21 protein-coding genes are annotated in these 17,695 nt (G+C 65.7%); 4 read left to right on the forward strand and 17 right to left on the reverse strand.

Annotation, left to right across the window (positions count from 1 at the left end; all coding sequences use genetic code 11):
- Positions 1 to 110 precede the first annotated feature (110 nt).
- Positions 111 to 476 (reverse strand): hypothetical protein, encoded by a 366-nt coding sequence (locus tag C8263_RS17930; protein ID WP_233218906.1) that lies wholly within the window; start codon positions 474 to 476, stop codon positions 111 to 113.
- A gap of 164 nt (positions 477 to 640) precedes the next feature.
- Here C8263_RS17930 and C8263_RS17935 point away from each other — a divergent pair, with 164 nt between their 5' ends.
- Positions 641 to 1,291: a hypothetical protein gene (locus C8263_RS17935; RefSeq protein ID WP_107139491.1), complete on the forward strand. Its 651-nt coding sequence runs from the start codon at positions 641 to 643 to the stop codon at positions 1,289 to 1,291.
- Positions 1,292 to 1,340: 49 nt separating this feature from the next.
- On the opposite strand, the gene C8263_RS17940 is transcribed toward C8263_RS17935, so the two are convergent.
- The 10 genes from C8263_RS17940 to C8263_RS17985 all read right to left on the reverse strand — a co-directional run bounded on the left by C8263_RS17940 (position 1,341) and on the right by C8263_RS17985 (position 8,476).
- Positions 1,341 to 1,706 (reverse strand): CopD family protein, encoded by a 366-nt coding sequence (locus tag C8263_RS17940; RefSeq protein WP_158263855.1) that lies wholly within the window; start codon positions 1,704 to 1,706, stop codon positions 1,341 to 1,343.
- Positions 1,707 to 1,957: 251 nt separating this feature from the next.
- Positions 1,958 to 2,413 carry a hypothetical protein gene (locus C8263_RS17945; protein ID WP_224612205.1) on the reverse strand — a complete coding sequence of 152 codons (456 nt, stop codon included), beginning with the start codon at positions 2,411 to 2,413 and terminating at the stop codon, positions 1,958 to 1,960.
- Complete coding sequence (locus tag C8263_RS17950; protein WP_107139510.1) at positions 2,388 to 2,750, reverse strand: ArsR/SmtB family transcription factor; 363 nt, start codon at positions 2,748 to 2,750, stop codon at positions 2,388 to 2,390. The genes C8263_RS17945 and C8263_RS17950 overlap by 26 nt, the downstream gene beginning before the upstream one ends.
- 35 nt (positions 2,751 to 2,785) lie before the next feature.
- Positions 2,786 to 3,433: an SCO family protein gene (locus C8263_RS17955; protein ID WP_107139494.1), complete on the reverse strand. Its 648-nt coding sequence runs from the start codon at positions 3,431 to 3,433 to the stop codon at positions 2,786 to 2,788.
- A 24-nt stretch (positions 3,434 to 3,457) separates the two neighbouring features.
- Positions 3,458 to 4,348, reverse strand: a complete 891-nt coding sequence (locus C8263_RS17960; RefSeq protein WP_107139495.1) for a cation diffusion facilitator family transporter — start codon at positions 4,346 to 4,348, stop codon at positions 3,458 to 3,460.
- Positions 4,341 to 4,970 (reverse strand): DUF305 domain-containing protein, encoded by a 630-nt coding sequence (locus C8263_RS17965; RefSeq protein WP_107139496.1) that lies wholly within the window; start codon positions 4,968 to 4,970, stop codon positions 4,341 to 4,343. The genes C8263_RS17960 and C8263_RS17965 overlap by 8 nt, the downstream gene beginning before the upstream one ends.
- A complete protein-coding gene (locus tag C8263_RS17970; protein WP_107139497.1) occupies positions 4,940 to 5,440 on the reverse strand; it encodes a thioredoxin-like domain-containing protein in 501 nt (166 codons plus the stop codon). Before C8263_RS17970 ends, C8263_RS17965 begins: the two co-directional genes overlap by 31 nt.
- Before the next feature lie 44 nt (positions 5,441 to 5,484).
- Positions 5,485 to 5,991: a signal peptidase II gene (locus tag C8263_RS17975; RefSeq protein WP_107139498.1), complete on the reverse strand. Its 507-nt coding sequence runs from the start codon at positions 5,989 to 5,991 to the stop codon at positions 5,485 to 5,487.
- Positions 5,988 to 6,248: a glutaredoxin family protein gene (locus C8263_RS17980; RefSeq protein WP_107139499.1), complete on the reverse strand. Its 261-nt coding sequence runs from the start codon at positions 6,246 to 6,248 to the stop codon at positions 5,988 to 5,990. The genes C8263_RS17975 and C8263_RS17980 overlap by 4 nt, the downstream gene beginning before the upstream one ends.
- Positions 6,245 to 8,476 (reverse strand): heavy metal translocating P-type ATPase, encoded by a 2,232-nt coding sequence (locus tag C8263_RS17985; RefSeq protein ID WP_107139500.1) that lies wholly within the window; start codon positions 8,474 to 8,476, stop codon positions 6,245 to 6,247. Before C8263_RS17985 ends, C8263_RS17980 begins: the two co-directional genes overlap by 4 nt.
- Positions 8,477 to 8,598: 122 nt before the next feature.
- Here C8263_RS17985 and C8263_RS17990 point away from each other — a divergent pair, with 122 nt between their 5' ends.
- On the forward strand, positions 8,599 to 8,844 hold the full coding sequence (locus tag C8263_RS17990; RefSeq protein ID WP_107139501.1) for a DUF2171 domain-containing protein: 246 nt from the start codon (positions 8,599 to 8,601) through the stop codon (positions 8,842 to 8,844).
- A 26-nt stretch (positions 8,845 to 8,870) separates the two neighbouring features.
- On the opposite strand, the gene C8263_RS17995 is transcribed toward C8263_RS17990, so the two are convergent.
- The 6 genes from C8263_RS17995 to C8263_RS18020 form a co-directional block, all read right to left on the reverse strand.
- The gene (locus tag C8263_RS17995; protein WP_107139502.1) at positions 8,871 to 9,320 is read right to left on the reverse strand and encodes a cytochrome c-type biogenesis protein; all 450 of its coding nucleotides are present in this window, start codon (positions 9,318 to 9,320) and stop codon (positions 8,871 to 8,873) included.
- Complete coding sequence (locus C8263_RS18000) at positions 9,317 to 9,868, reverse strand: TlpA disulfide reductase family protein (protein WP_107139503.1); 552 nt, start codon at positions 9,866 to 9,868, stop codon at positions 9,317 to 9,319. Before C8263_RS18000 ends, C8263_RS17995 begins: the two co-directional genes overlap by 4 nt.
- A gap of 125 nt (positions 9,869 to 9,993) precedes the next feature.
- Positions 9,994 to 11,469: an apolipoprotein N-acyltransferase gene (gene lnt, locus C8263_RS18005; RefSeq protein ID WP_107139504.1), complete on the reverse strand. Its 1,476-nt coding sequence runs from the start codon at positions 11,467 to 11,469 to the stop codon at positions 9,994 to 9,996.
- Positions 11,470 to 11,496: 27 nt separating this feature from the next.
- Positions 11,497 to 12,105, reverse strand: a complete 609-nt coding sequence (locus C8263_RS18010; RefSeq protein WP_107139505.1) for a M23 family metallopeptidase — start codon at positions 12,103 to 12,105, stop codon at positions 11,497 to 11,499.
- Positions 12,106 to 12,291: 186 nt separating this feature from the next.
- A complete protein-coding gene (locus tag C8263_RS18015; protein WP_107139506.1) occupies positions 12,292 to 12,951 on the reverse strand; it encodes a DsbA family protein in 660 nt (219 codons plus the stop codon).
- Positions 12,948 to 13,337 carry a disulfide oxidoreductase gene (locus tag C8263_RS18020; RefSeq protein ID WP_233218908.1) on the reverse strand — a complete coding sequence of 130 codons (390 nt, stop codon included), beginning with the start codon at positions 13,335 to 13,337 and terminating at the stop codon, positions 12,948 to 12,950. The genes C8263_RS18015 and C8263_RS18020 overlap by 4 nt, the downstream gene beginning before the upstream one ends.
- 167 nt (positions 13,338 to 13,504) lie before the next feature.
- Here C8263_RS18020 and C8263_RS18025 point away from each other — a divergent pair, with 167 nt between their 5' ends.
- Positions 13,505 to 16,525, forward strand: a complete 3,021-nt coding sequence (locus tag C8263_RS18025) for a Tn3 family transposase (protein WP_107139508.1) — start codon at positions 13,505 to 13,507, stop codon at positions 16,523 to 16,525.
- A 41-nt stretch (positions 16,526 to 16,566) separates the two neighbouring features.
- The gene (locus tag C8263_RS19105; RefSeq protein ID WP_146160774.1) at positions 16,567 to 17,319 is read left to right on the forward strand and encodes a hypothetical protein; all 753 of its coding nucleotides are present in this window, start codon (positions 16,567 to 16,569) and stop codon (positions 17,317 to 17,319) included.
- The last annotated feature ends 376 nt before the right edge of the window (positions 17,320 to 17,695 follow it).

Here is a 17,695-nt window from a genome sequence, read left to right on the forward strand (position 1 = left end):
ACAATCACCGCCGACTGCACTCCAGCCTGGGCTACGTCCCACCTGCTGAGTTCGCCGCCCGCTACACTGCCGCACAGAGGTGACTTGCCCCGCGGTCCGCTCAATTGGGTTCACTCCACCCCTTCTGCTGGCGTTAAAGGAGAGCGCTGAGCAGGCGTCAAGCGGACCCGCTCCCGGGTTTCTGCACGCCGCAGCAACTCCGCGAGTTCCTCCAGGGTGCGGCTCCGGTACGCCAAGCCCAGCAGGCCCAGGTTCCACAGATCATCGAGGTATTCGGGACAGGCGTTCTGGGTCAGCACGAAGCTGCTGGCGGCCGATTCTGGCGTCACCATCTGAAAGGCAAAGCCGACCGGCCAGTCCAGGACCAGCGAGACGGCCGGAAATTCAGGGAGACGGGCATGGAGCGCATCTTCGAGCAAGCGGGCGATGAGGGGTTGGGTGCTGACGACCTGGAGCTGTGCATTGCGGACCAGCAAGGAGACCTCCCGGCGAATCTGAGAAATACGCGGATAACGTAATTCTGTCAGGAATTGCGGGACTGGTCAGCCGAGTTTTCTACTGCACACAAAGGTGTGGGAGAAGACTACCAGTAGATTTCTACCTTTAAGCAGCTTTCATCCACGGCTATGCTTCCCACAGAATGAGTACCGCTGACGTGATGCTGCTGGGGCTTGAACGGGTCTCTGAAGCTGACTTCTTGCGGCTGCAAGCGTGCGTACGGGAATGGCGCGTATTGTGGGGCCTGACGCTGACCCACTGCTTACGGCTGGAGGACGAACGCGACGCGTTCGTCCTGATCGCTGAGCGGACCTACCGGGAAGCCCTCGATCACCTGGAAGACTGGCTCCGCGCCGCCTTCCCGGACCATGTGATCGTGGGGCATGCCTATGTCCAGGGTATGCATCTGCCGGTCTACACGATGGATCAGGCTGGATTGGAGCTGATGCGCCGGATGCAGTCGCGTACAGCGTGCATTGTTGAGGATGCGCGAGCGGGAAAGACCAGCCCCCTGTTACCGTCCGTCTCCTCGCACCTCGATGGGGTAGCGGCCTGGCGAACCCGCAATCATGTCAGACCCCAGGGTCAGGGTGTGTACCTTCTCTGTGATGCCTGCGGCGAGAGCACAGCCCGGCAGGCGAATGAAGAGGAGGCGTGGGAGGTCGCTGGGACAAAGGGCTGGCGAGTGTATCGAGACTTGGATGTTTGTATCTGTGAGCGCTGTGTCCAGAGTGGCAACGCACGGGCGCTGGAGCGGGTGCTATGCAGATTGGAAGCTCGACAATCTGCCTGACACTGAGGGGGTCGGGAAACTCTTCACTTTGCGCTTCGTAGCAGCTTCCTTAAACCACCCCCTGGGTGGGCGTCGGCGTGACGGACAGACTGGCGGTGACCGCCAGGATGAGGCTCAACAGCGCCACTTCCAGTGACAGCAGGGCGTCCACGCGGCCCTGACGCGCCAGGCGTCGCCGGAGCAGGCCCGCCACCCCCAGCGTCACGCCAACGAACACCAGTTTCAGCAGCAGCAGCCGGCCGTAACGGCTGTCCAGCGTGGGCACGCCGCCAGCATGTTCCCAGGTGGCCACTATGCCCGTCACGGCCAGCACCAGCACACAGGCCGTGGCCACCGGTGCAAAGCGGGTCAGGGCTGCCAGACGGCCGTCCGGCCAGGCCACCAACGTCAGCACGCCGCCAAGCCAGACGGCCATTGCGCCGCCATGCGCCGCGTGGAGAAGCCGAACGCTGGGACCATGGCCAGCACCGTGCCCCAGTCCGCCCACCCTCGGCCGGCTCGGCCGGCCCGCTGGCTCCAGAATGCCCCGCATGCGCGGCTGCGCCTGGGGTGGCCAGGGCCAGAGGCTCGCGTCCCAGGTACACGAAGGCGCCGAGGACACACAGGACACTCAGCAGCCAGCGCATCTGGGCCTGGGCCATCTGTTGCGCCGTTACCTGGACCGGCTCACTGTGCGGCCCCGCTGATGGTGATCAGGGTGTTGGGACCCTGCTGCACGGCCGTGTAGTGCAGCTCGGCCGGTACGGCGCGGCCCATAAAGGCCGAGTAGTGGGTGGCTTCCCGCAGTTCGTCGTCCAGCAGAATAAAACCTTTGTCTCGCAGGACCTGGGCCGCGACCAGCGGCTGCCAGCCGGACACCAGGTACTGCTCAACCCGGCTCTCCCCAGCCCGGACTTCCCGGCGGTAACTCTGGCTGTCCGGACAGGTGGGGCTCAGGCCGACGGGGAGCGGTGCCAGACCGTTCCACAGCGTACCAGGCGTCTCAATGCAGTACAGCGGCGAGCGCCAGCGCAGGCTGTCCGCCAGCCACCACCCGGTGGGCACGCTGACCAGCGCGCCGCCCAGGAGGGCGAGCGCCAGCGTCCGCCGCTGCCCCTTACTCGGTCGCGTGATCCAGGGCATTACGGATGGTGGTCGTGACATGGTGATCGAGGAGCCGGTAATAGGCAATGCGGCCTTCCTTGCGGAACGTGACGATGCGGCCGGTGCGCAGGAGGCGCAGCTGATGACTAACGGCACTCTCGCTGATGCCCACCACCGCTGCCAGATCACACACGCACAGCTCAGTCGTCTTCAGCGCACTCAGAATCTTGAGCCGGGTGGGGTCCGCCATCAGTTTCAAAAAGGCGGCTGCGTCCTCAATGCAGACGTCCTCCGGTTGGTGGGTGCGCGCCAGTTGGACGGCCTCCGGATGCAGACAGGTCACTTCGCACACGTCGTCTTGAGAGGCGGTTCTCATCACGTCAGTGTAGAGGCTGGTCAAGACACCTGCTGTCACTGCATCACCGTCCGCACGTCCGCCGCAATCCGGTCCGTGAGGTTGAGCTGCGTGTAATCCCACACCACTCGCCGGTTGCCCTCTTTGTCAACCAGATAGACACCGGTCGTGTGATTCACGTCGTAGCGGTCGGGCGCCGTGACATTCGAATACTCAAACCCGACGCCCCAGGCGGCTGCCGCCTGGCGCAGCGGCGTTTTGGGGATCACCAGACCGCGGGCGTCTGGGCTGAAGTAGCGGACGTATGAGCGCAGTTCCGCTGGCGTGTCCCGCCCAGGATCAACCGTAACGAGCAAACTCACAAAATCTGTGCGCTGCCGCTCTGGGAGTGTCTGCCGCACCCGTTCCAGGGCCGCCAGGGTGGTGGGGCAGATATTTGGGCAGTTCAGGAAGCCGAAAAAGACGGCCACCGTTTTGCCTTTGAAATCAGCCAGGGCCAGGGGACGACCGTCGTCACCGGTCCCGGCCAGGGGCGGGGCCGCGGTGCCGGGCGGATAGGCCGTACCGAGGAGGGCCTGCGGGTTGCGCAGCCGGGTGTACAGCAGCGCCAGGGACAGCAGGGCCGCCACCGCCAGCAGCGCCAGGGTCAGCGAGCGCTGCCAGGACCGGGGGGCCTGTGCGAGGGGCAGGGAGTCAGACGTCATGGTGTGTCCTTCAACATGGGGGAATTAAGGGTGAAGATGGGTGTTGGCCGTGCGGTGGGCCCCGGGCACCTCAAGCTGCACCGTGACGTGCTCAATGCCGTGCCGGCTGGCCACTTCGCTGATCCGGGCGTGCAGGTCGGCAGGTGGGGCCGGACTGACCAGATGCGCCGTGAGGCTGTGCTCGCCGCTGCTGACGCTCCACACATGCAGGTCGTGTACGTCCGTCACGCCTGGCAGGGCGGCGAGTTCAGATCGCAGCGCGCTGAGGTCCAGACCGTCCGGCACCCCTTCCATCAGGACATTCACGCTCGCCTTGAGCAGCTGCCAGGTTCTCGGCAACACCCACAGGCCGATCAACGCCCCGAGCACCGGATCAATCCAGGTCTGGCCGGTGAAGCGGATCAGGAGCGCGCCCACAATGACGGCCACTGACCCCAGCAGGTCACCCATGACCTCCAGGTAGGCCGACTTCATGTTCAGGCTGTCCCCGCTGCCCTGCACCAGCAGGCGCGCACTGATGAGGTTCACCACAAGCCCTAAGGTGGCCACGATCAGCATGGGGGTGGTCTGCACCTCGACCGGTGCCCGCAGCCGTCCATACGCCTCAACGAGGATGTACAGCCCGATGGCGAACAGGGCCGCCGCGTTCACTGTGGCCGCCAGAATCTCCGCGCGGCGGTACCCGAAGGTGCGGCGGCGATCCGCGGCCCGCTGGCCGATCTTCAGGGCGAACAGCGACAGTGCCAGGGCCATCACGTCGGTGAGCATGTGGCCTGCATCCGAGAGCAGGGCCAGACTGCCCGAGAGCAGGCCATAGATAACCTCAACGACGAGGAAACTGCCGGTCAGGAGCAGCGCCAGCGTGAGTTGGCGGGCATTGGCAGCGGCGCCGTGGCTGTGGCCGTGGTCACTCATGATCCACCGTGTCCATCGAGTGGGACGGGGCGGGTGGCGGAACGCTGACTTTGCGGGCCCTGAGCATCGCGTCGATGGCCTGAATTTCTGTGGTCTGAGCGCTCACGACCCGCTTCGCAAACGCCCGCACCTCCGGGCGGCGCACCGCGTTCAGGGCCGCCTTTGCCATGGCCACCCCGCCCTGATGATGGCGGCGCATCAGCAGCAGATACCGGGTCTCGGCGGTGACCACGGGCAGGGTGTTCAGCGCGGCCTCGTCGGCCGCTGACGCCATGCCCATGGCCGACCGGTCCATGCCCTTCATGGGCGCCTCCCGACCAGCCAGCGGCCGGCCCCAGGCCATCAACCAGCCCTGCATCTGCCCAATCTGCGCCTGCTGGGTCAGCAGGATGTCCTGGGCCAGCAGGCGCACTTCGGGGTCGGCCGCGCGCCTCAGGAGGCTGACACTCATGGTCACGGCCTGGGCGTGGTGGGCCGCCATATCGCGGGCGAAGGTCACGTCCGCACTGGGCTCGCGGGGCGGCGCCGGCCAGGCGACGGCCAGGCCGGCACCCAGTGCGGCGGTGGCCAGCGCCGCACCTGCCCAGCGAATCAGACGGTGTCGTCGTACGCGCCGCTGCATGAGGCTCCTATCTCTGGTGCTTCACCGCCCTGCTCGTAGGTCTGGACGAACGCTTTGATCCGGGGATCCGAGGCGTCCTGCACCTCCAGTTGCTTGTTCCACGCACTGAGGACGATGGGGGCCTTTTGCGTCTCGTGGGGCGAGAGCAGGGTGTAAGTCCGGCCGTCCAGGACCTCGCGGAGTTGCAACACCTGACTGGTCGCCAGATCCGGCCGGTAGGACACCCAGACTGCCCCGTGCTCCAGGCTGTGCACCGCGTACTCGTCGTAGATGGGCCGTTCGTACACGCCGCAGTTCTGCCAGGCCGAGTTGTGTTCCCCGCCCGCCGGTGGGCGCTGCGCGTACTCCAGGCGGCCTGGCTTGTGGGCGCCGCCCTCGAACTTGAAACTTTTGACGCCCTCAATCTCACCCCCGTTCTGATTGCAAGCAGCGAGAAAGACCGTGAGGGACAGCAGCAGGAGTCGTTTCATAGGGTCTCCAGAAGAGAACGTGAGATGGTGAGGGTGCGCCTGGCTCATGACTGCGGCTGCGACCCACGCGGGTGAACGCGGCGGTCCTGGCGCCAGGCCAGCACGAAGAGCGCCCCCGTCCCAGCACACACCAGCACGTCCGACAGGTTGAAGATGGGAAAAGGCGCTTTGGACACCAGTCTGGACACGGTGTCCAGCAGGGGTGACGTCAGGTAATCCACCACGGCGCCCCGCATCAGCCCGTCCAGGCCGTTGCCCAGGGCGCCCGCTGCGATCAGGGCCAGGGGCCAGATCCAGCGGTGGGGCACACGGCCCAGGCCCAGGGCGCCCACGAGACCGGTGCCGACGAGCACCCGCAGCACCGCCAGGGGCGCCGCGAAGCCCCCGAGGAGGCCCCACGCCATGCCAGGATTCAGGGTGAAGCCCAGGTGGAGGACACCGGGGATGAGCGGGCGATTCACCCCTGGCTCAAGGGTGGCGACGGCCCAGGCTTTCAGGAGGCCTTCGGCGACCAGGAGCGCCAGGACCAGGAGAAGGGGGCGCCACTTCATCCTGTGCCCTTGAGCGCGGCGAGCAGGCCGGGGCGCTGCTGGTCCACCGTGCCGAAAAAGACCTGGTCACCCACCACGGTGACGGGCGCGACCCGCACGTCGGTGACCTGGCGCAGCGCCGCCAGGGCCGCTGGGTCCTGACGCAGGTTCCGTTCGGTGTACGCGGCCCCGCAGCGGGTGAGCAGCCGGGCGATGGCGTGGCAGTCCGGGCAGTTGGGGACGGTGTAGAGGGTGATGGGCGCCTTTGTGACCGTCATGCGGGCACCGCAGCGTCCGTGAGGGGAGCGGGACTGGTCGGGGCCTCCTGGGCTTTCCAGCGCAGCAGGCGCAGGGCGTTGGCGGTGACCAGGGCGGTGGCGCCCGTATCGGCCAGAATGGCCATCCAGAGGTTGGTGTAGCCGAGCAGGGTGGTGACGAGGAAGATGGCCTTGAGCCCGAGGGCGAAGGCGATATTGACCTTGATGTTGCCCATGGTGGCGCGCGACAGGGCGACCAGGTCAGCCACACCCGAGACCCGCTCGCGCAAGAGGGCCGCGTCGGCGGTTTCCAGGGCCACGTCGGTGCCGCCCCCCATGGCGATCCCGACATCACTCTGGGCCAGGGCGGGGGCGTCATTGATGCCGTCCCCGACCATCGCCACGCCACCCTGCGCTTTGTAGCTGGCAATGAGGCGCAGTTTGTCTTCGGGCAGCAACTCGGCCTGCACGTCCAGCCCCAGGTCACGGGCGATGGCCTGCCCGGTGCGGGCGTTGTCGCCCGTCAGCATGACCGTTTGAATGCCCAGGTCCTTCAAGCGGGCGAGTGCGGCGCGGGCGTCGGCGCGAGGTTCGTCGCGGATGGCGAGCACCCCCAAAGGCGTGGCGCCGTCCAGCAGCACCACAGCGGTGCGGCCCTGCGCCTCGAACTGAGTGATGGTGCTGAGAAGCGCCGGACTCAGGGGGGCGAGTGCTGCTGCGTGACGCGGGGAACTCACACTCAGGGTGCGGCCCTCCACCGTGGCGCTCGCTCCCTTGCCTGGCAGGGCCTGCGCGTCCTGAGCGGCGGGGATGGTCACGCCCTCCTGCTGCGCGGCCGCCGTGATGGCCTTGGCCAGCGGGTGACTGCTGCCGAACTCCACGGCGGCCGCCAGACGCAGGACGTCCGACCGGCCCAGCTGTTCGCCCACAACGTCGGTGACCCGTGGCCGGCCGGCGGTCAGGGTGCCGGTCTTGTCAAAGGCAATGGTTTTCACTGAGCCGATGGTTTCCAGCGCCGCGCCGCCCTTGATCAGCAGGCCACGCCGGGTCCCGGCACTGATGGCGCTGGTGATGGAGGCAGGTACGCTCAGCACCAGCGCGCAGGGGCAGCCGATCAGCAGCAGGCTGATGCCCTTGTACAGCCAGTCGTGCCAGAGCCCACCGAAGAACAGGGGCGGCACCAGGGCGACCAGGGCGGAGACCAGGACGACCCCAGGGGTGTAGTACCGGCTGAACCGGTCAATGAAGCGCGCGGTGGGGGCTTTGCTGCCTTCGGCTTCTTCCACCATGTGGATGATGCGCGCGATGGTGTTGTCGGCCGCTGCCTTGTCCACCCGGAGGTGCAGGGTGCCGTCCGTGTTGATGCTGCCGGCGTAGACGGCGTCGCCGGGGCCTTTGACCACGGGCACACTTTCGCCGGTCACGGGGCTGTCGTCGAGACTGGAGGTGCCGGTCAGGATGGTGCCGTCGGCGGGCACGCGCGCGCCGGGGTTGACCTGCACGGTCTGGCCGACCTGAAGGGTGTCGGCGGGGACTTCCCGGGGTTGGGGGCCGTCGAGCAGCAACGCGGTTTTCGGGGCCAGGGCGGCGAGCGCCTGAATACCGGCGCGCGCCCGGCCAGCGGCCACGCCTTCAAGCAGTTCACCGACCGCGAAGAAGAAGACCACCACGGCGCCCTCGGCGGCTTCCCCGATGGCCACAGCGCCAATCGCCGCCAGGCTGACCAGCATGTTGATGCTGAACGGGTCCCCGAGGCGGGCACTGGCGAGCGCCTTTTTCGCCAGCGGCCAGACGCCGAGCAGGGTGGCGGCGATATAGCCCGCGGTCGACAGCGACGGCTGGAGGAAACCCAGCAGCCAGGCCAGCGCCAGCAGTGCGCCGGACACCACGACCAGTCGGCCTTGACCGGTGCGGTACCACGGCGTGCCGGCGGGCGCGACCTCATGGGTGTGGCCCGCGTGATCACCGGCATGGGGGTCATGGCCCTGGGGCCCCGCTGACGCGGCAGGGCCCAGGAGAGACGGCGCGTACCCCAGCGATTTGAGGTTCTTCTCCAGGGTGCCCCGGGGCGTCTGCCCTTCGTCCAGGTGCAGGGTCAGGGTCTGTTTGGTAAAGCTGGTCTTCACTTCACTGGTGCCGGGCAGCGTGGCCACCATGCGCTCGACCGTCTGCACGCAGCTGGCGCAGTCCATGCCCTCAACGAAATAGGTCAGGTGGTCCGGATGGTCCTTCCGGGTGGTGGGGGTCATGGCCTGATGATAGCTGAGCTGACGCTCATATGTAAGTCTACTCAGATATGAAGGCGACTTGGCTCGGGCTTCATCGGGGCGTGGGGGCTGAGGCGTACGTTCGGGGCTCAGGAGGCACCACAATGACTGGACAAGATCAGATCAGAGAGCATATGCCCGTTGTTTGCGCCGATGGTCAGCCCCATGGCCAGGTGGACCGTCTGGACGGCGAGTACATCAAGCTCACCAAGGACGAGTCCGGCCAGCATCACTGGCTTCCGCTGAGCGCGGTGGATCACGTGGATGAGCATGTCCACCTCAACCTGAGTCACGCCCAAGTGCATCAGCAGTGGCTGAGTGTAGACCCCCATCCCGAGCACCGGCAGTAAAAGGCTGGGCGGAGCGGCGACCGAAGTCAACGGTCGCCGCTCTCTGATGGCCGCGTGGCCTGACGCACCTGGGCGAGATATGGATCGGTCGCTGTGCGTGGCCCCCGCCTCGTCTGCCGGAAGTGCAAGGTGCGCCAGAAGTGCACGGCCCCTGCCCCCAGGGCCAGGAACGGCATCCCCCAGAGCACCAGATTCAGCCCCTGCTTCGGTGGTTTCAACAGAACGGCGCGGCCGTACCGCGACACCATCCACTCGTCAATCTCGCGCTGACTTCGACCCGCTTTGACCTGTTCACGAACCTCCCGCCGCATCTGAACGCTCAGTGCGTCGCCGCTCTCGGTGATGGGCAGGCCGGTGCACGTTGGACAGCGCAGCTCTGCTCCGATCTGACGGACCTGCGCCTCCTGTGCGGGGGTGAGGGCTGTCGCAGCTGGCAGCGTGCTGCTGAGCAGAAGCCATGAGGCGGTTCGTCTCATGGCCAGTTGATCCCGATGCGGCGCAGGCCTTCACTTAACCGGGCCGTGGTGAGCCCGCCCCGGTCGACACTGCGGACGATGCCTTCCCGGTCAATGAAAAACGTTTCCGGTACGCCGCTGACGCCGTAATTGATGGCCGTGCGGGCGCCTGGATCAATCAAGCTGGGGTAGGCCAGGGCGTACGCCCGAATGAAGTCACGGGCCTTTTGCAGTTCCGGCTCCTGAAACGAGATGCCCAGGACCGCAAGGCCCTGGTCACTCTGGGTTTCACTCAATGAGCGCAGCAGTGGCGCTTCGTCGCGGCACGGCACACACCAGGAGGCCCAGAAGTTCACCACGACGGGGCGGCCCTTCAGGCTGGTCAACCGGACCTCCACGCCGTCCAGGCTGCGCAGGGTAAAGGCAGGGGCGGGCTTGTCCAGCAGGGGGCTCCCAGCTTTCCCTGAGCGGTCAGGGCGCGTCAGGGCCGCGACCAGCATGATCACCAGCACGGCCGCTATGACCGGCGGCAGCCAGCGGCGCCAATTGGCCAGCGTCCTACCCGACATGTCGCCTCTCCTGGGAAGGTCCACAACACCGCCTCAAACGTATGTCTGCAAATATATTCATGCATACAGCCTATGACGGGGGTGTGCTGCCGCCAAGGACAGCTGCCTCTGCTGGAGATGAACCGTCAATCGGCGAGTCGCCAGGTCAGCCAGCGCTGGCGACCCCACATCAGGGCGAGGCCGATGCCGGCCAGCAGCGGCACCCAGTCACCCCAGCGAACCAACAGGGTGCGGGTTTCAGCGAGACCGTAGGGCGCGGTGAATGCGCCCGCCACACCCCGGGGAAAGCGGGCCACCACCTGGCCCTGAGGGTTGACCGCCGCACTGATGCCGTCGTTGCCGGCCCGCACCCACCAGCGCCGGGTTTCAATGGCGCGCACGCGGCCCATCTGGAAGTGCTGCTCCGCGCCAGTGGACGGACCAAACCAGGCGTCGTTCGACGCCGTCACCAGCAGATTGGCCCCCTGGGTCACCAGGGCGCGGGCCACGCCTGGAAAGGTGGACTCGTAGCAGATCAGGACACCAGCCCGGAGGGGGCCCAGGATCAGGGGCTGTGTGGTGGTGCCAGGCACTGTGCCGGTCAAGGGCGGGAGGCCCAACCCCGCGAACACCGCGCGATACACTCCGTTCAGGGCGGCGCGGGCCGGAAAGAATTCCCCAAAGGGCACGAGTCGCCGTTTGTCCTGGCGGCCCAACGTCTGTCCCGCCTGCACCGCGTACACACTGTTGCGCAGGCCAGCGTCCTGGGTGGGGGCACCCAGGAGCAGGGGCACTGGCACGGCCGCGAGCGCGCGGCGGACAGGCGCCGTGGTGGGGGCCTGCGGGGCGGCCGTTTCCGGCCAGACGACCAGGGAGGCGGGCGCCGCGCGCAGGCCAGCGGCCGTCAGAGTCAGGTAGTGCGTCAGTTCTTCCGTGCGGCGACCTGCTGCTTTGAGCCGGGGGTCGATGTTGCCCTGGACCAGCAGGACCTGCTGTGTGCTGTCAGGCGCGGCTGGGCGGGTCAGGCCGTAGCCTGCGGCCAGCAGCACCGCACCCAGCACCGCGCTTTGTCCCAAACCCCGCCCCGACACCAGGGCAGCCGCACTCAAAGCCACCAGCAGGCCCACCAGGGCAATGCCCCCCAGGTCCGCCACCTGCACCAGGGGCGTCTGCGCCCAGGCGTAGCCCAGGCTGCCCCAGGTGAACCCAAATGGGCCGGCGGCGCGCAGCGCGTCCATGACCGTCCAGGCCAGGGGCAAGCCCCACAGCGTGGCAGAACCCAGGAGCCGGCGGGTCAGGGCAGCGGTCAGCCCCCACAGGCTGGCCAGCAGGGCGATGAGCAGGACACTCAGGATGACCGCACCCGGGCCCAGAAAGTCCGAAAGGCTGCTGGGCAGCCACAACAGGTGGGCGGCGAAGAACCCGGCGCCGAAGAGCCAGGTGAGTTTGAACGTGTCGGTGGGGGGGCGCCGCGTGATCTCACGGAAGAGCAGGGCCAGGGGCAAGGGGGCGAGCCAGCTCCAGCTCGAGACGAGAAACCCCAGACCGAGCACGCCACCCAGCGCCGCCCAAGCCACATCGGAACGCCAGACGCAGCGGACTGGGACGGGCCAGGAACGCATCCTCTCTCCTTTCACATCTGTTCAGATTTAAAAGAGACCGTACGGGTTCACGGGAATGCCTGCCTGATAGACGCGGAAATCGAGATGGGGCCCGGTGCTGTTGCCCGTGCTGCCCACACGCGCGATGACCTGTCCCGTGACCACCTGCTGGCCCGTACGCACCAGATTGACGCTGTTGTGGCTGTACCGGGTGGTCAGGCCGCCCGCATGCTCCAGCACGATGGTCCAGCCCCACCCGTTGCGCGCATCAAAGACCGCGCTCTTGACGGTGCCGGCCATGGTCGCGCGGATGGGCGTACCGGTGGGGGCGGCCAGGTCCAGCCCCCCATGCTGGGCATTAAAAGGCGTGGTCAGACGGCCCTGAACGGGCGGCACCGCGCTGACGCGCACCGAGGCGGCGCGGACGGTCACCCCAGGAGTTGAGGCCGGCCGGGTGGGCAGCGTCAGCTTCTGACCGACCCGGAGCTGGTTGGCACGCACACTTGGATTGATCTGGAGCAGGGCCGTGACCGTGGTGCCATGGCGCGCCGCAAGGCTGGACAGGGTGTCGCCCGCTTTGACGGTGATGCTGGCGGCCGAGCCCAGAGAGATCAAGACCGCCGCCATGAGCGCCGCGCCAAACATGTGAATCCGCATAAGACGGCGTGAATGTATCAAGTGGCTTGGACCAAAGGATGAGCAGCAATTCATAGATCACACGCAGGGCGTGGGCTGTCGCTTGGGCCGCTCCGGTACAGAGGCTGTGGGCCGGCACGCAGCCAGAAATGAGACGAGGCCCCACATGGGGCCTCGTCTCTGCGCATCTTGATGGGTTGCTCGCGGTTACTTGACCCCCTCCTGAATGGCCGCCTCCAGCGCCTGCACACTGAGCTGCTCAAGCCGCTGCCCATTCACGAAGAACGTGGGTGTGCCGCTGACCCCGAGGGCCACGCCGTCCTGCCGGTCGCGTTCAACCAGGTCCCGCACTTCTTTTGACTCCAGGCTGCGCTGCACCTGCGCGCGGTCCAGGCCCAGGTTCGCGGCGTAGTCCAGGAATTTGCTGGTCTGTGGAGTCTGCTGCTCGCCCCACTCGGACTGCTTAGTAAACAGGTAATCCCGGGCTCGCCAGCGTTTGGCCTCATCTTCTTTGGCGGCTGCCTCAATCAGACCCGCGGCGAGGACGGAGTTGCTGTGCAGCGGAAAATAGCGCGCGACCAGACGTACCTGACCGTCGTACTTCTCCAGCAACTTCATCAGGTCCGGTTCAATGGCCCGGCAGGCTTCGCATTCCGGGTCAAAGAATTCCACGATGGTGACGTTGGCGTCGGCGGGGCCCAGGGCAGGGCTGTCGGCGCGGATGAGGCGTTCACTGGCGTCGGCCAGCAGGGCGGCGGCCTGTGACGTGCCCCGGTTGGCCAGGCTCAGGACCACGATGGTGGCCAGGACAGCGAGCGCGCCGAGGGCCAGCAGAAGGACGGGGGCTTTCTTGGAGGACTGTGTCATGATGTACCTCGGGGTTTGGAGAGCAGCAGGCTGAGGGTGATGACGGTGAAAGCACTCAGGCTGAGCAGGGGAATCGTGATGAATCCCAGCCACTCAATCTGCCGGGCGGTGCAGGACACGCCGGCCGCGCACTGCGTGAGGCCTTCGGGAATGACGCCGTAGTACAGCAGGTTGTGGTACGCGGCGATCAGCAGGCCCGTAACGGAGAAAGGGAGGCTGTAGGCGCGCAGGCGAGAGTCATGCGTCAACAGACCGACCAAGAGCACGAACACCAGCGGATACATCATGAGGCGCTGGTACCAGCACAGGGTGCAGGGGGGCAGGTGCATGACTTCGCTGAAATACAGGCTGCCGGTGGTGGCGATCACCGCTTGCAGCCAGGCCACAGCGGGCAAGGCCCACCGCCTCCTAGAAGATATCTGCATTTCTGAGACCATATTCAGATACTGTAGCGGAAGATGGGGTGCGAGGAGACGATCTTACGCCGACCGGTTGTGGGCGGCCCATCAGGTCAACAGCATGTCCTCCCAGAGACAAAAGTGCATGGAGCAGGATGTCCCGCGCCATAACTGCATCCGAAGACAGCACGACTCTGCTGGCAAGGTATGGCCGTTATCCACCGACGCTGACGGCTGAGCAACTGCACCGCTATTTCCGCTTTGACGACCACGACCGCGCTGTTTTGGCCCAGAAAAAAGGCAAACACAACCGCCTGGGCTACGCCCTCCAACTCGCCACCGTTCGCTTTCTGGGCACCTTCCTGACTGATCCCCGGGACATGCCAGAGGCGGCCATCCAGTACGTCGCCCAGCAGCTTGACCTCACGGTCAATCCCGTCAAACTTGACCGCTACCGCACGCGCGAGACCCGCTGGGATCACCGCCACGACATCCAGGCCCGGTGGGGCTACCGCGATTTTTCAGAGATTCCGGCCTTTTTCGATCTGGCGCGCTTTTTATCTGCCCGCGCCCGGTTGATGGCCGAGCCACCCAGCCGCCTGCTGGATCTCAGCACAGCCCGCCTGGTCGAGCGCCGGGTGCTGCTGCCCGGCGTCACCACGCTGACCCGGCTGATTGCCCGCATTCAGCACCGGGCCGATGAGCGCCTCTGGCGTGACCTGGCGGCCCTGCCCAGTGAAGCCCAGGTGACGGCCCTTGAAGCCCTGCTGGACGTTCCCTCTCGCTCATCGGTCTCCCGACTCGATCAGCTTCGGAAAGCGCCATTGTCAGTCTCCGCCCCCGGACTCGTCGGTGCACTCAAGCGGGTTGAAGCAGTGCGGCGGATCGGCGTGACCACCCTGGATCTGAGCGGTTTTCCTGAACAACGGCTGAACACCCTTTTGCGCATCGCGATGGGCGTCAAAGCCCAGGCGCTGCGGCGCATGACCCGTGCCAGGCGCATCGCCACCCTGCTGGTGACGGTCCGTCGCCTTGAAGGTCAGGCCCTAGACGACGCGCTGACCCTCTTCGAAAGTCTGCTGACTGACCTCTTCAACCGGATCGAACGGCAAGAAGACGGTGCACGGCAAGATCAGCTGCCGTCACTGGAAGAAGCGGCCCGGCGCAGCAATCAGCTCACTTTGGCTTTCCTGGAGAGTTTGGGGCAGCCGCCCCAGGACTTCCCCGCGTTCGCCGCACGGGTGCTGGCCTTGGTGTCTCAGGAACAGCTCCAGGCCGCGGCGGAAACGGTTCAGGCACTCACTCGGCCGCGAAGCGAGACCCGGCTGGAGGGGCTGCTGAGTCGCTATAGCTATGTGCAGCAGTTTCTGCCGGCCCTGCTAAGGACAGTGAACTTTGAGGGCAGCGCCGCTGGAGGGCCGTCTCTGGCCGCGCTTCAGGCGCTGCGGCGTCTGGGGCGCCGATCACAGATCATGGCCACCGAGGTGCCACTCACGCTCGTCAAGGGTGACTGGAGCAAGCTCATTCCCAGAAAAGGGCCATTGAACCGGCCTGCTTACACCCTTTGTGTCCTCGACCATCTGCATCTGGCCCTGAAGCGCCGCGACGTCTTTGTGTCGGCCAGTCCCAAATTTAGCGACCCTCGCCTGCGCCTGCTGTCGGATCAGGCCTGGACGGCTCTGAAGGCTGAGGTCTGCCGGAGTCTTGACCTTGACCCTGATCCGCAAGTGATGCTGGCGCAGCTCAGTGCCCAGTTGGACGAGCGGTACCGGCTGGTGGAAGCCCGCCTCCCGCAGAACGCCGCGGTCTCTCTGGCTGAAGAAGAGGGCCGCACCGTGCTGGTGCTTCAGGAGCAAGAGGCGCTGCCCGAGCCGCCCAGGCTGCGGCACTTGCGGGAACTGGTGGCGAGGCGGATGCCCCGCCTGGATCTGCCGGATCTGCTCCTGGAAGTGCACCGCTGGACGGGGTGTGCCAACGCCTTCACCCAGTTGAGTGAAGCACGAACAAGAGTGGGACACCTCGACGTCAGCGTGTGCGCGGTCCTGCTGGCTGAAGCGTGCAATGTCGGACTGGATGCGGTGGTTCAACCGGAGACCGAGGCCCTTGGGCGCGGCCGCCTGTCCTGGGTGGATCAGCACTACCTGCGCGCCGAAACCATTGCGAGTGCCAATGCCCGCTTGGTCGAGTTTCAGGCCACCATTCCGACGGTGACGGCGTGGGGGGACGGTCAGGTGGCCTCTGTGGATGGGCTGCGCTTCCGGGTGCCGGTGAAAACCATTTACGCTGGTCAGAACCCCACGTACTTTGGGGTGCGCAGTGGCGTGACCTATGTCAACTTCATCTCCGATCAGTACAGCGGCTTTCACAGCATCGTGGTGCCGGGGACCCTGCGCGATTCCCTGTTCGCCCTGGACGGCATGATTGAGCAGAACACGGTGCTGCGCCCTCAGCAACTCGTGTCGGATACAGCGGCCTCGTCGTACATGGTCTTCGGGTTGTTCCGTCTGTTGGGCTATCAGTTCAGCCCGGAGCTGGCTGATCTGCGCGAGCGGACGTACGCGCGCGTGACCCGAGAAGCAAACTATGGGAAGTTGAATGCGCTGGCGACGTCGCAGGTGAGCACCGCGCTGATTGCCAATCACTGGGACGATTTGTTGCGCCTCGCGGGGTCACTGATGACCCGGACGGTGCGGGCCTCGGATCTGCTCAAAGTGATCGGCGTCAGACCCAAAAGCGCCCTCACGCGGGCGTTGGAGCAGGTGGGGCGGATCGCCAGCACGCTCCACCTGCTCAGTTACCACGATGATCCGCTTTACCGCCGCACCATCGGCACCCAGCGCAACCGCCAGGAGGCCCGGCACCGGCTGGCACGGGCAGTGTTCCAGGGCCGACATGGGGAACTGCGGCAACATGACGTCGCTGGGATGGAAGATCAGTTGGGGGCCCTGGGCCTGGTGGTGAACGCGATCATTCTCTGGAACACCCGCTCTCTCGACCTCATCCTAAATCAACTGCGTGTGGACGGCGTGGAGGTGCGGGACGAAGATGTGCAGCGGCTGTCGCCTCTGAAGTTTGGGCACATTCACCTGGGCGGCCGGTACCACTTCTCGCTGACCTCACAGATGCCGGCCGATCAATTCAGGCGGTTGCGCGACCCAGACGAGGTGGAAAGCTGAGGCACAGGCATAACCCGACTCTTCGCGCCACTGCTACCGCGATGCCGAGCCCTCCCGCTGCAGAGATTGATCTATCCCGCCGCCAGCTGGTGTTTGTCCACCATTTTCTTGAGGGACAGTTCGATGCGGCCCGGTTTATGCCGACGGTCGCCACGTTGACGAAGCCGTTTCAGTGGTGGTTAGAGCAGGTTGAAACTGAGGTGCGGCCCTTCAATGAGCAGTTGCAGGCTCATCTCCTGCGCACCCTTGAAGCCCGGCGGCATGTGCTGGTCGAGACGTACCGGCAGGCAGAAGCCTATGGCATCGCCGTCGAATTCAACCCGGAGCAGGCCGCCAGATCTCTCTTAAAAGGCCAACCGGCCCAAACCCTGGCGCTTTCCCTGTCCTCACCACTGCCACAACGGCGCTGTTCCGCGCTCCTGCCGGAGAAGGACTACCGCCTTGTGCTCGACGCCATTGATGACTTTGCACGGCAACTCGAGCGTGGCAACAGAATGGCAGGACAATTGGGCGAAGAAGCCCTGCGAGACGTCCTGCTTGCTGCGCTCAACATGCTGTTTCGAGGGCAGGTCAGCGGCGAGACGTTCAACCGACGCGGGAAAACAGACATCCTGCTGCGCCAGGGGAATGACACCGCCTTTCTCGGAGAATGCAAATTCTGGGGGGGCGAGAAGCTGTTTCTTGAGACCGTCGACCAACTGCTCAAGTATCTGACCTCACGTGACCTGCTGACCTCAGTACCCGACAGTTTCCATTTTGCTCGTCTGGGTCGGGGTCAGCACATCAATCAGTAGGAGAAGAGACGCATCCTCGCGATCAATGTTCCGGCTCGTGGCCCGAACCAGGGCCCGTAGACCTAGGGTGACCGTGCTCCAGGCCGGCCGACCGTGCTGTTTCTTCGGGCAAATCTCGAGGATACCGACCAATACGCACCAGACGTAGGTCAGCGTAAGGAGACACAGGAGGCGCTCTATATGATCGTGGAGGGTCATATGAGTGCTTTCCAGTTTGAACCCCTTGCTTTTGAGGGCTCGGAACAAACACTCAATCCGTGGAGTGAACCCAATTGAGCGGACCGCGGGGCAAGTCACCTCTGTGCGGCAGTGTAGCGGGCGGCGAACTCAGCAGGTGGGACGTAGCCCAGGCTGGAGTGCAGTCGGCGGTGATTGT

It is taken from the genome of Deinococcus arcticus (assembly GCF_003028415.1).
Lineage (GTDB): Bacteria > Deinococcota > Deinococci > Deinococcales > Deinococcaceae > Deinococcus > Deinococcus arcticus.

Excerpts from the sequence above, each read along its gene's own strand:
- C8263_RS17935 (WP_107139491.1), top strand. The coding sequence starts at position 641 with ATGAGTACCGCTGACGTGATGCTGCTGGGGCTTGAACGGGTCTCTGAA.
- C8263_RS17940 (WP_158263855.1), bottom strand. The coding sequence starts at position 1,706 with ATGGCCGTCTGGCTTGGCGGCGTGCTGACGTTGGTGGCCTGGCCGGAC.
- C8263_RS17945 (WP_224612205.1), bottom strand. The coding sequence starts at position 2,413 with ATGCCCTGGATCACGCGACCGAGTAAGGGGCAGCGGCGGACGCTGGCG.
- C8263_RS17950 (WP_107139510.1), bottom strand. The coding sequence starts at position 2,750 with ATGAGAACCGCCTCTCAAGACGACGTGTGCGAAGTGACCTGTCTGCAT.
- C8263_RS17955 (WP_107139494.1), bottom strand. The coding sequence starts at position 3,433 with ATGACGTCTGACTCCCTGCCCCTCGCACAGGCCCCCCGGTCCTGGCAG.
- C8263_RS17960 (WP_107139495.1), bottom strand. The coding sequence starts at position 4,348 with ATGAGTGACCACGGCCACAGCCACGGCGCCGCTGCCAATGCCCGCCAA.
- C8263_RS17965 (WP_107139496.1), bottom strand. The coding sequence starts at position 4,970 with ATGCAGCGGCGCGTACGACGACACCGTCTGATTCGCTGGGCAGGTGCG.
- C8263_RS17970 (WP_107139497.1), bottom strand. The coding sequence starts at position 5,440 with ATGAAACGACTCCTGCTGCTGTCCCTCACGGTCTTTCTCGCTGCTTGC.
- C8263_RS17975 (WP_107139498.1), bottom strand. The coding sequence starts at position 5,991 with ATGAAGTGGCGCCCCCTTCTCCTGGTCCTGGCGCTCCTGGTCGCCGAA.
- C8263_RS17980 (WP_107139499.1), bottom strand. The coding sequence starts at position 6,248 with ATGACGGTCACAAAGGCGCCCATCACCCTCTACACCGTCCCCAACTGC.
- C8263_RS17985 (WP_107139500.1), bottom strand. The coding sequence starts at position 8,476 with ATGACCCCCACCACCCGGAAGGACCATCCGGACCACCTGACCTATTTC.
- C8263_RS17990 (WP_107139501.1), top strand. The coding sequence starts at position 8,599 with ATGACTGGACAAGATCAGATCAGAGAGCATATGCCCGTTGTTTGCGCC.
- C8263_RS17995 (WP_107139502.1), bottom strand. The coding sequence starts at position 9,320 with ATGAGACGAACCGCCTCATGGCTTCTGCTCAGCAGCACGCTGCCAGCT.
- C8263_RS18000 (WP_107139503.1), bottom strand. The coding sequence starts at position 9,868 with ATGTCGGGTAGGACGCTGGCCAATTGGCGCCGCTGGCTGCCGCCGGTC.
- lnt (WP_107139504.1), bottom strand. The coding sequence starts at position 11,469 with ATGCGTTCCTGGCCCGTCCCAGTCCGCTGCGTCTGGCGTTCCGATGTG.
- C8263_RS18010 (WP_107139505.1), bottom strand. The coding sequence starts at position 12,105 with ATGCGGATTCACATGTTTGGCGCGGCGCTCATGGCGGCGGTCTTGATC.
- C8263_RS18015 (WP_107139506.1), bottom strand. The coding sequence starts at position 12,951 with ATGACACAGTCCTCCAAGAAAGCCCCCGTCCTTCTGCTGGCCCTCGGC.
- C8263_RS18025 (WP_107139508.1), top strand. The coding sequence starts at position 13,505 with ATGTCCCGCGCCATAACTGCATCCGAAGACAGCACGACTCTGCTGGCA.
- C8263_RS19105 (WP_146160774.1), top strand. The coding sequence starts at position 16,567 with ATGCCGAGCCCTCCCGCTGCAGAGATTGATCTATCCCGCCGCCAGCTG.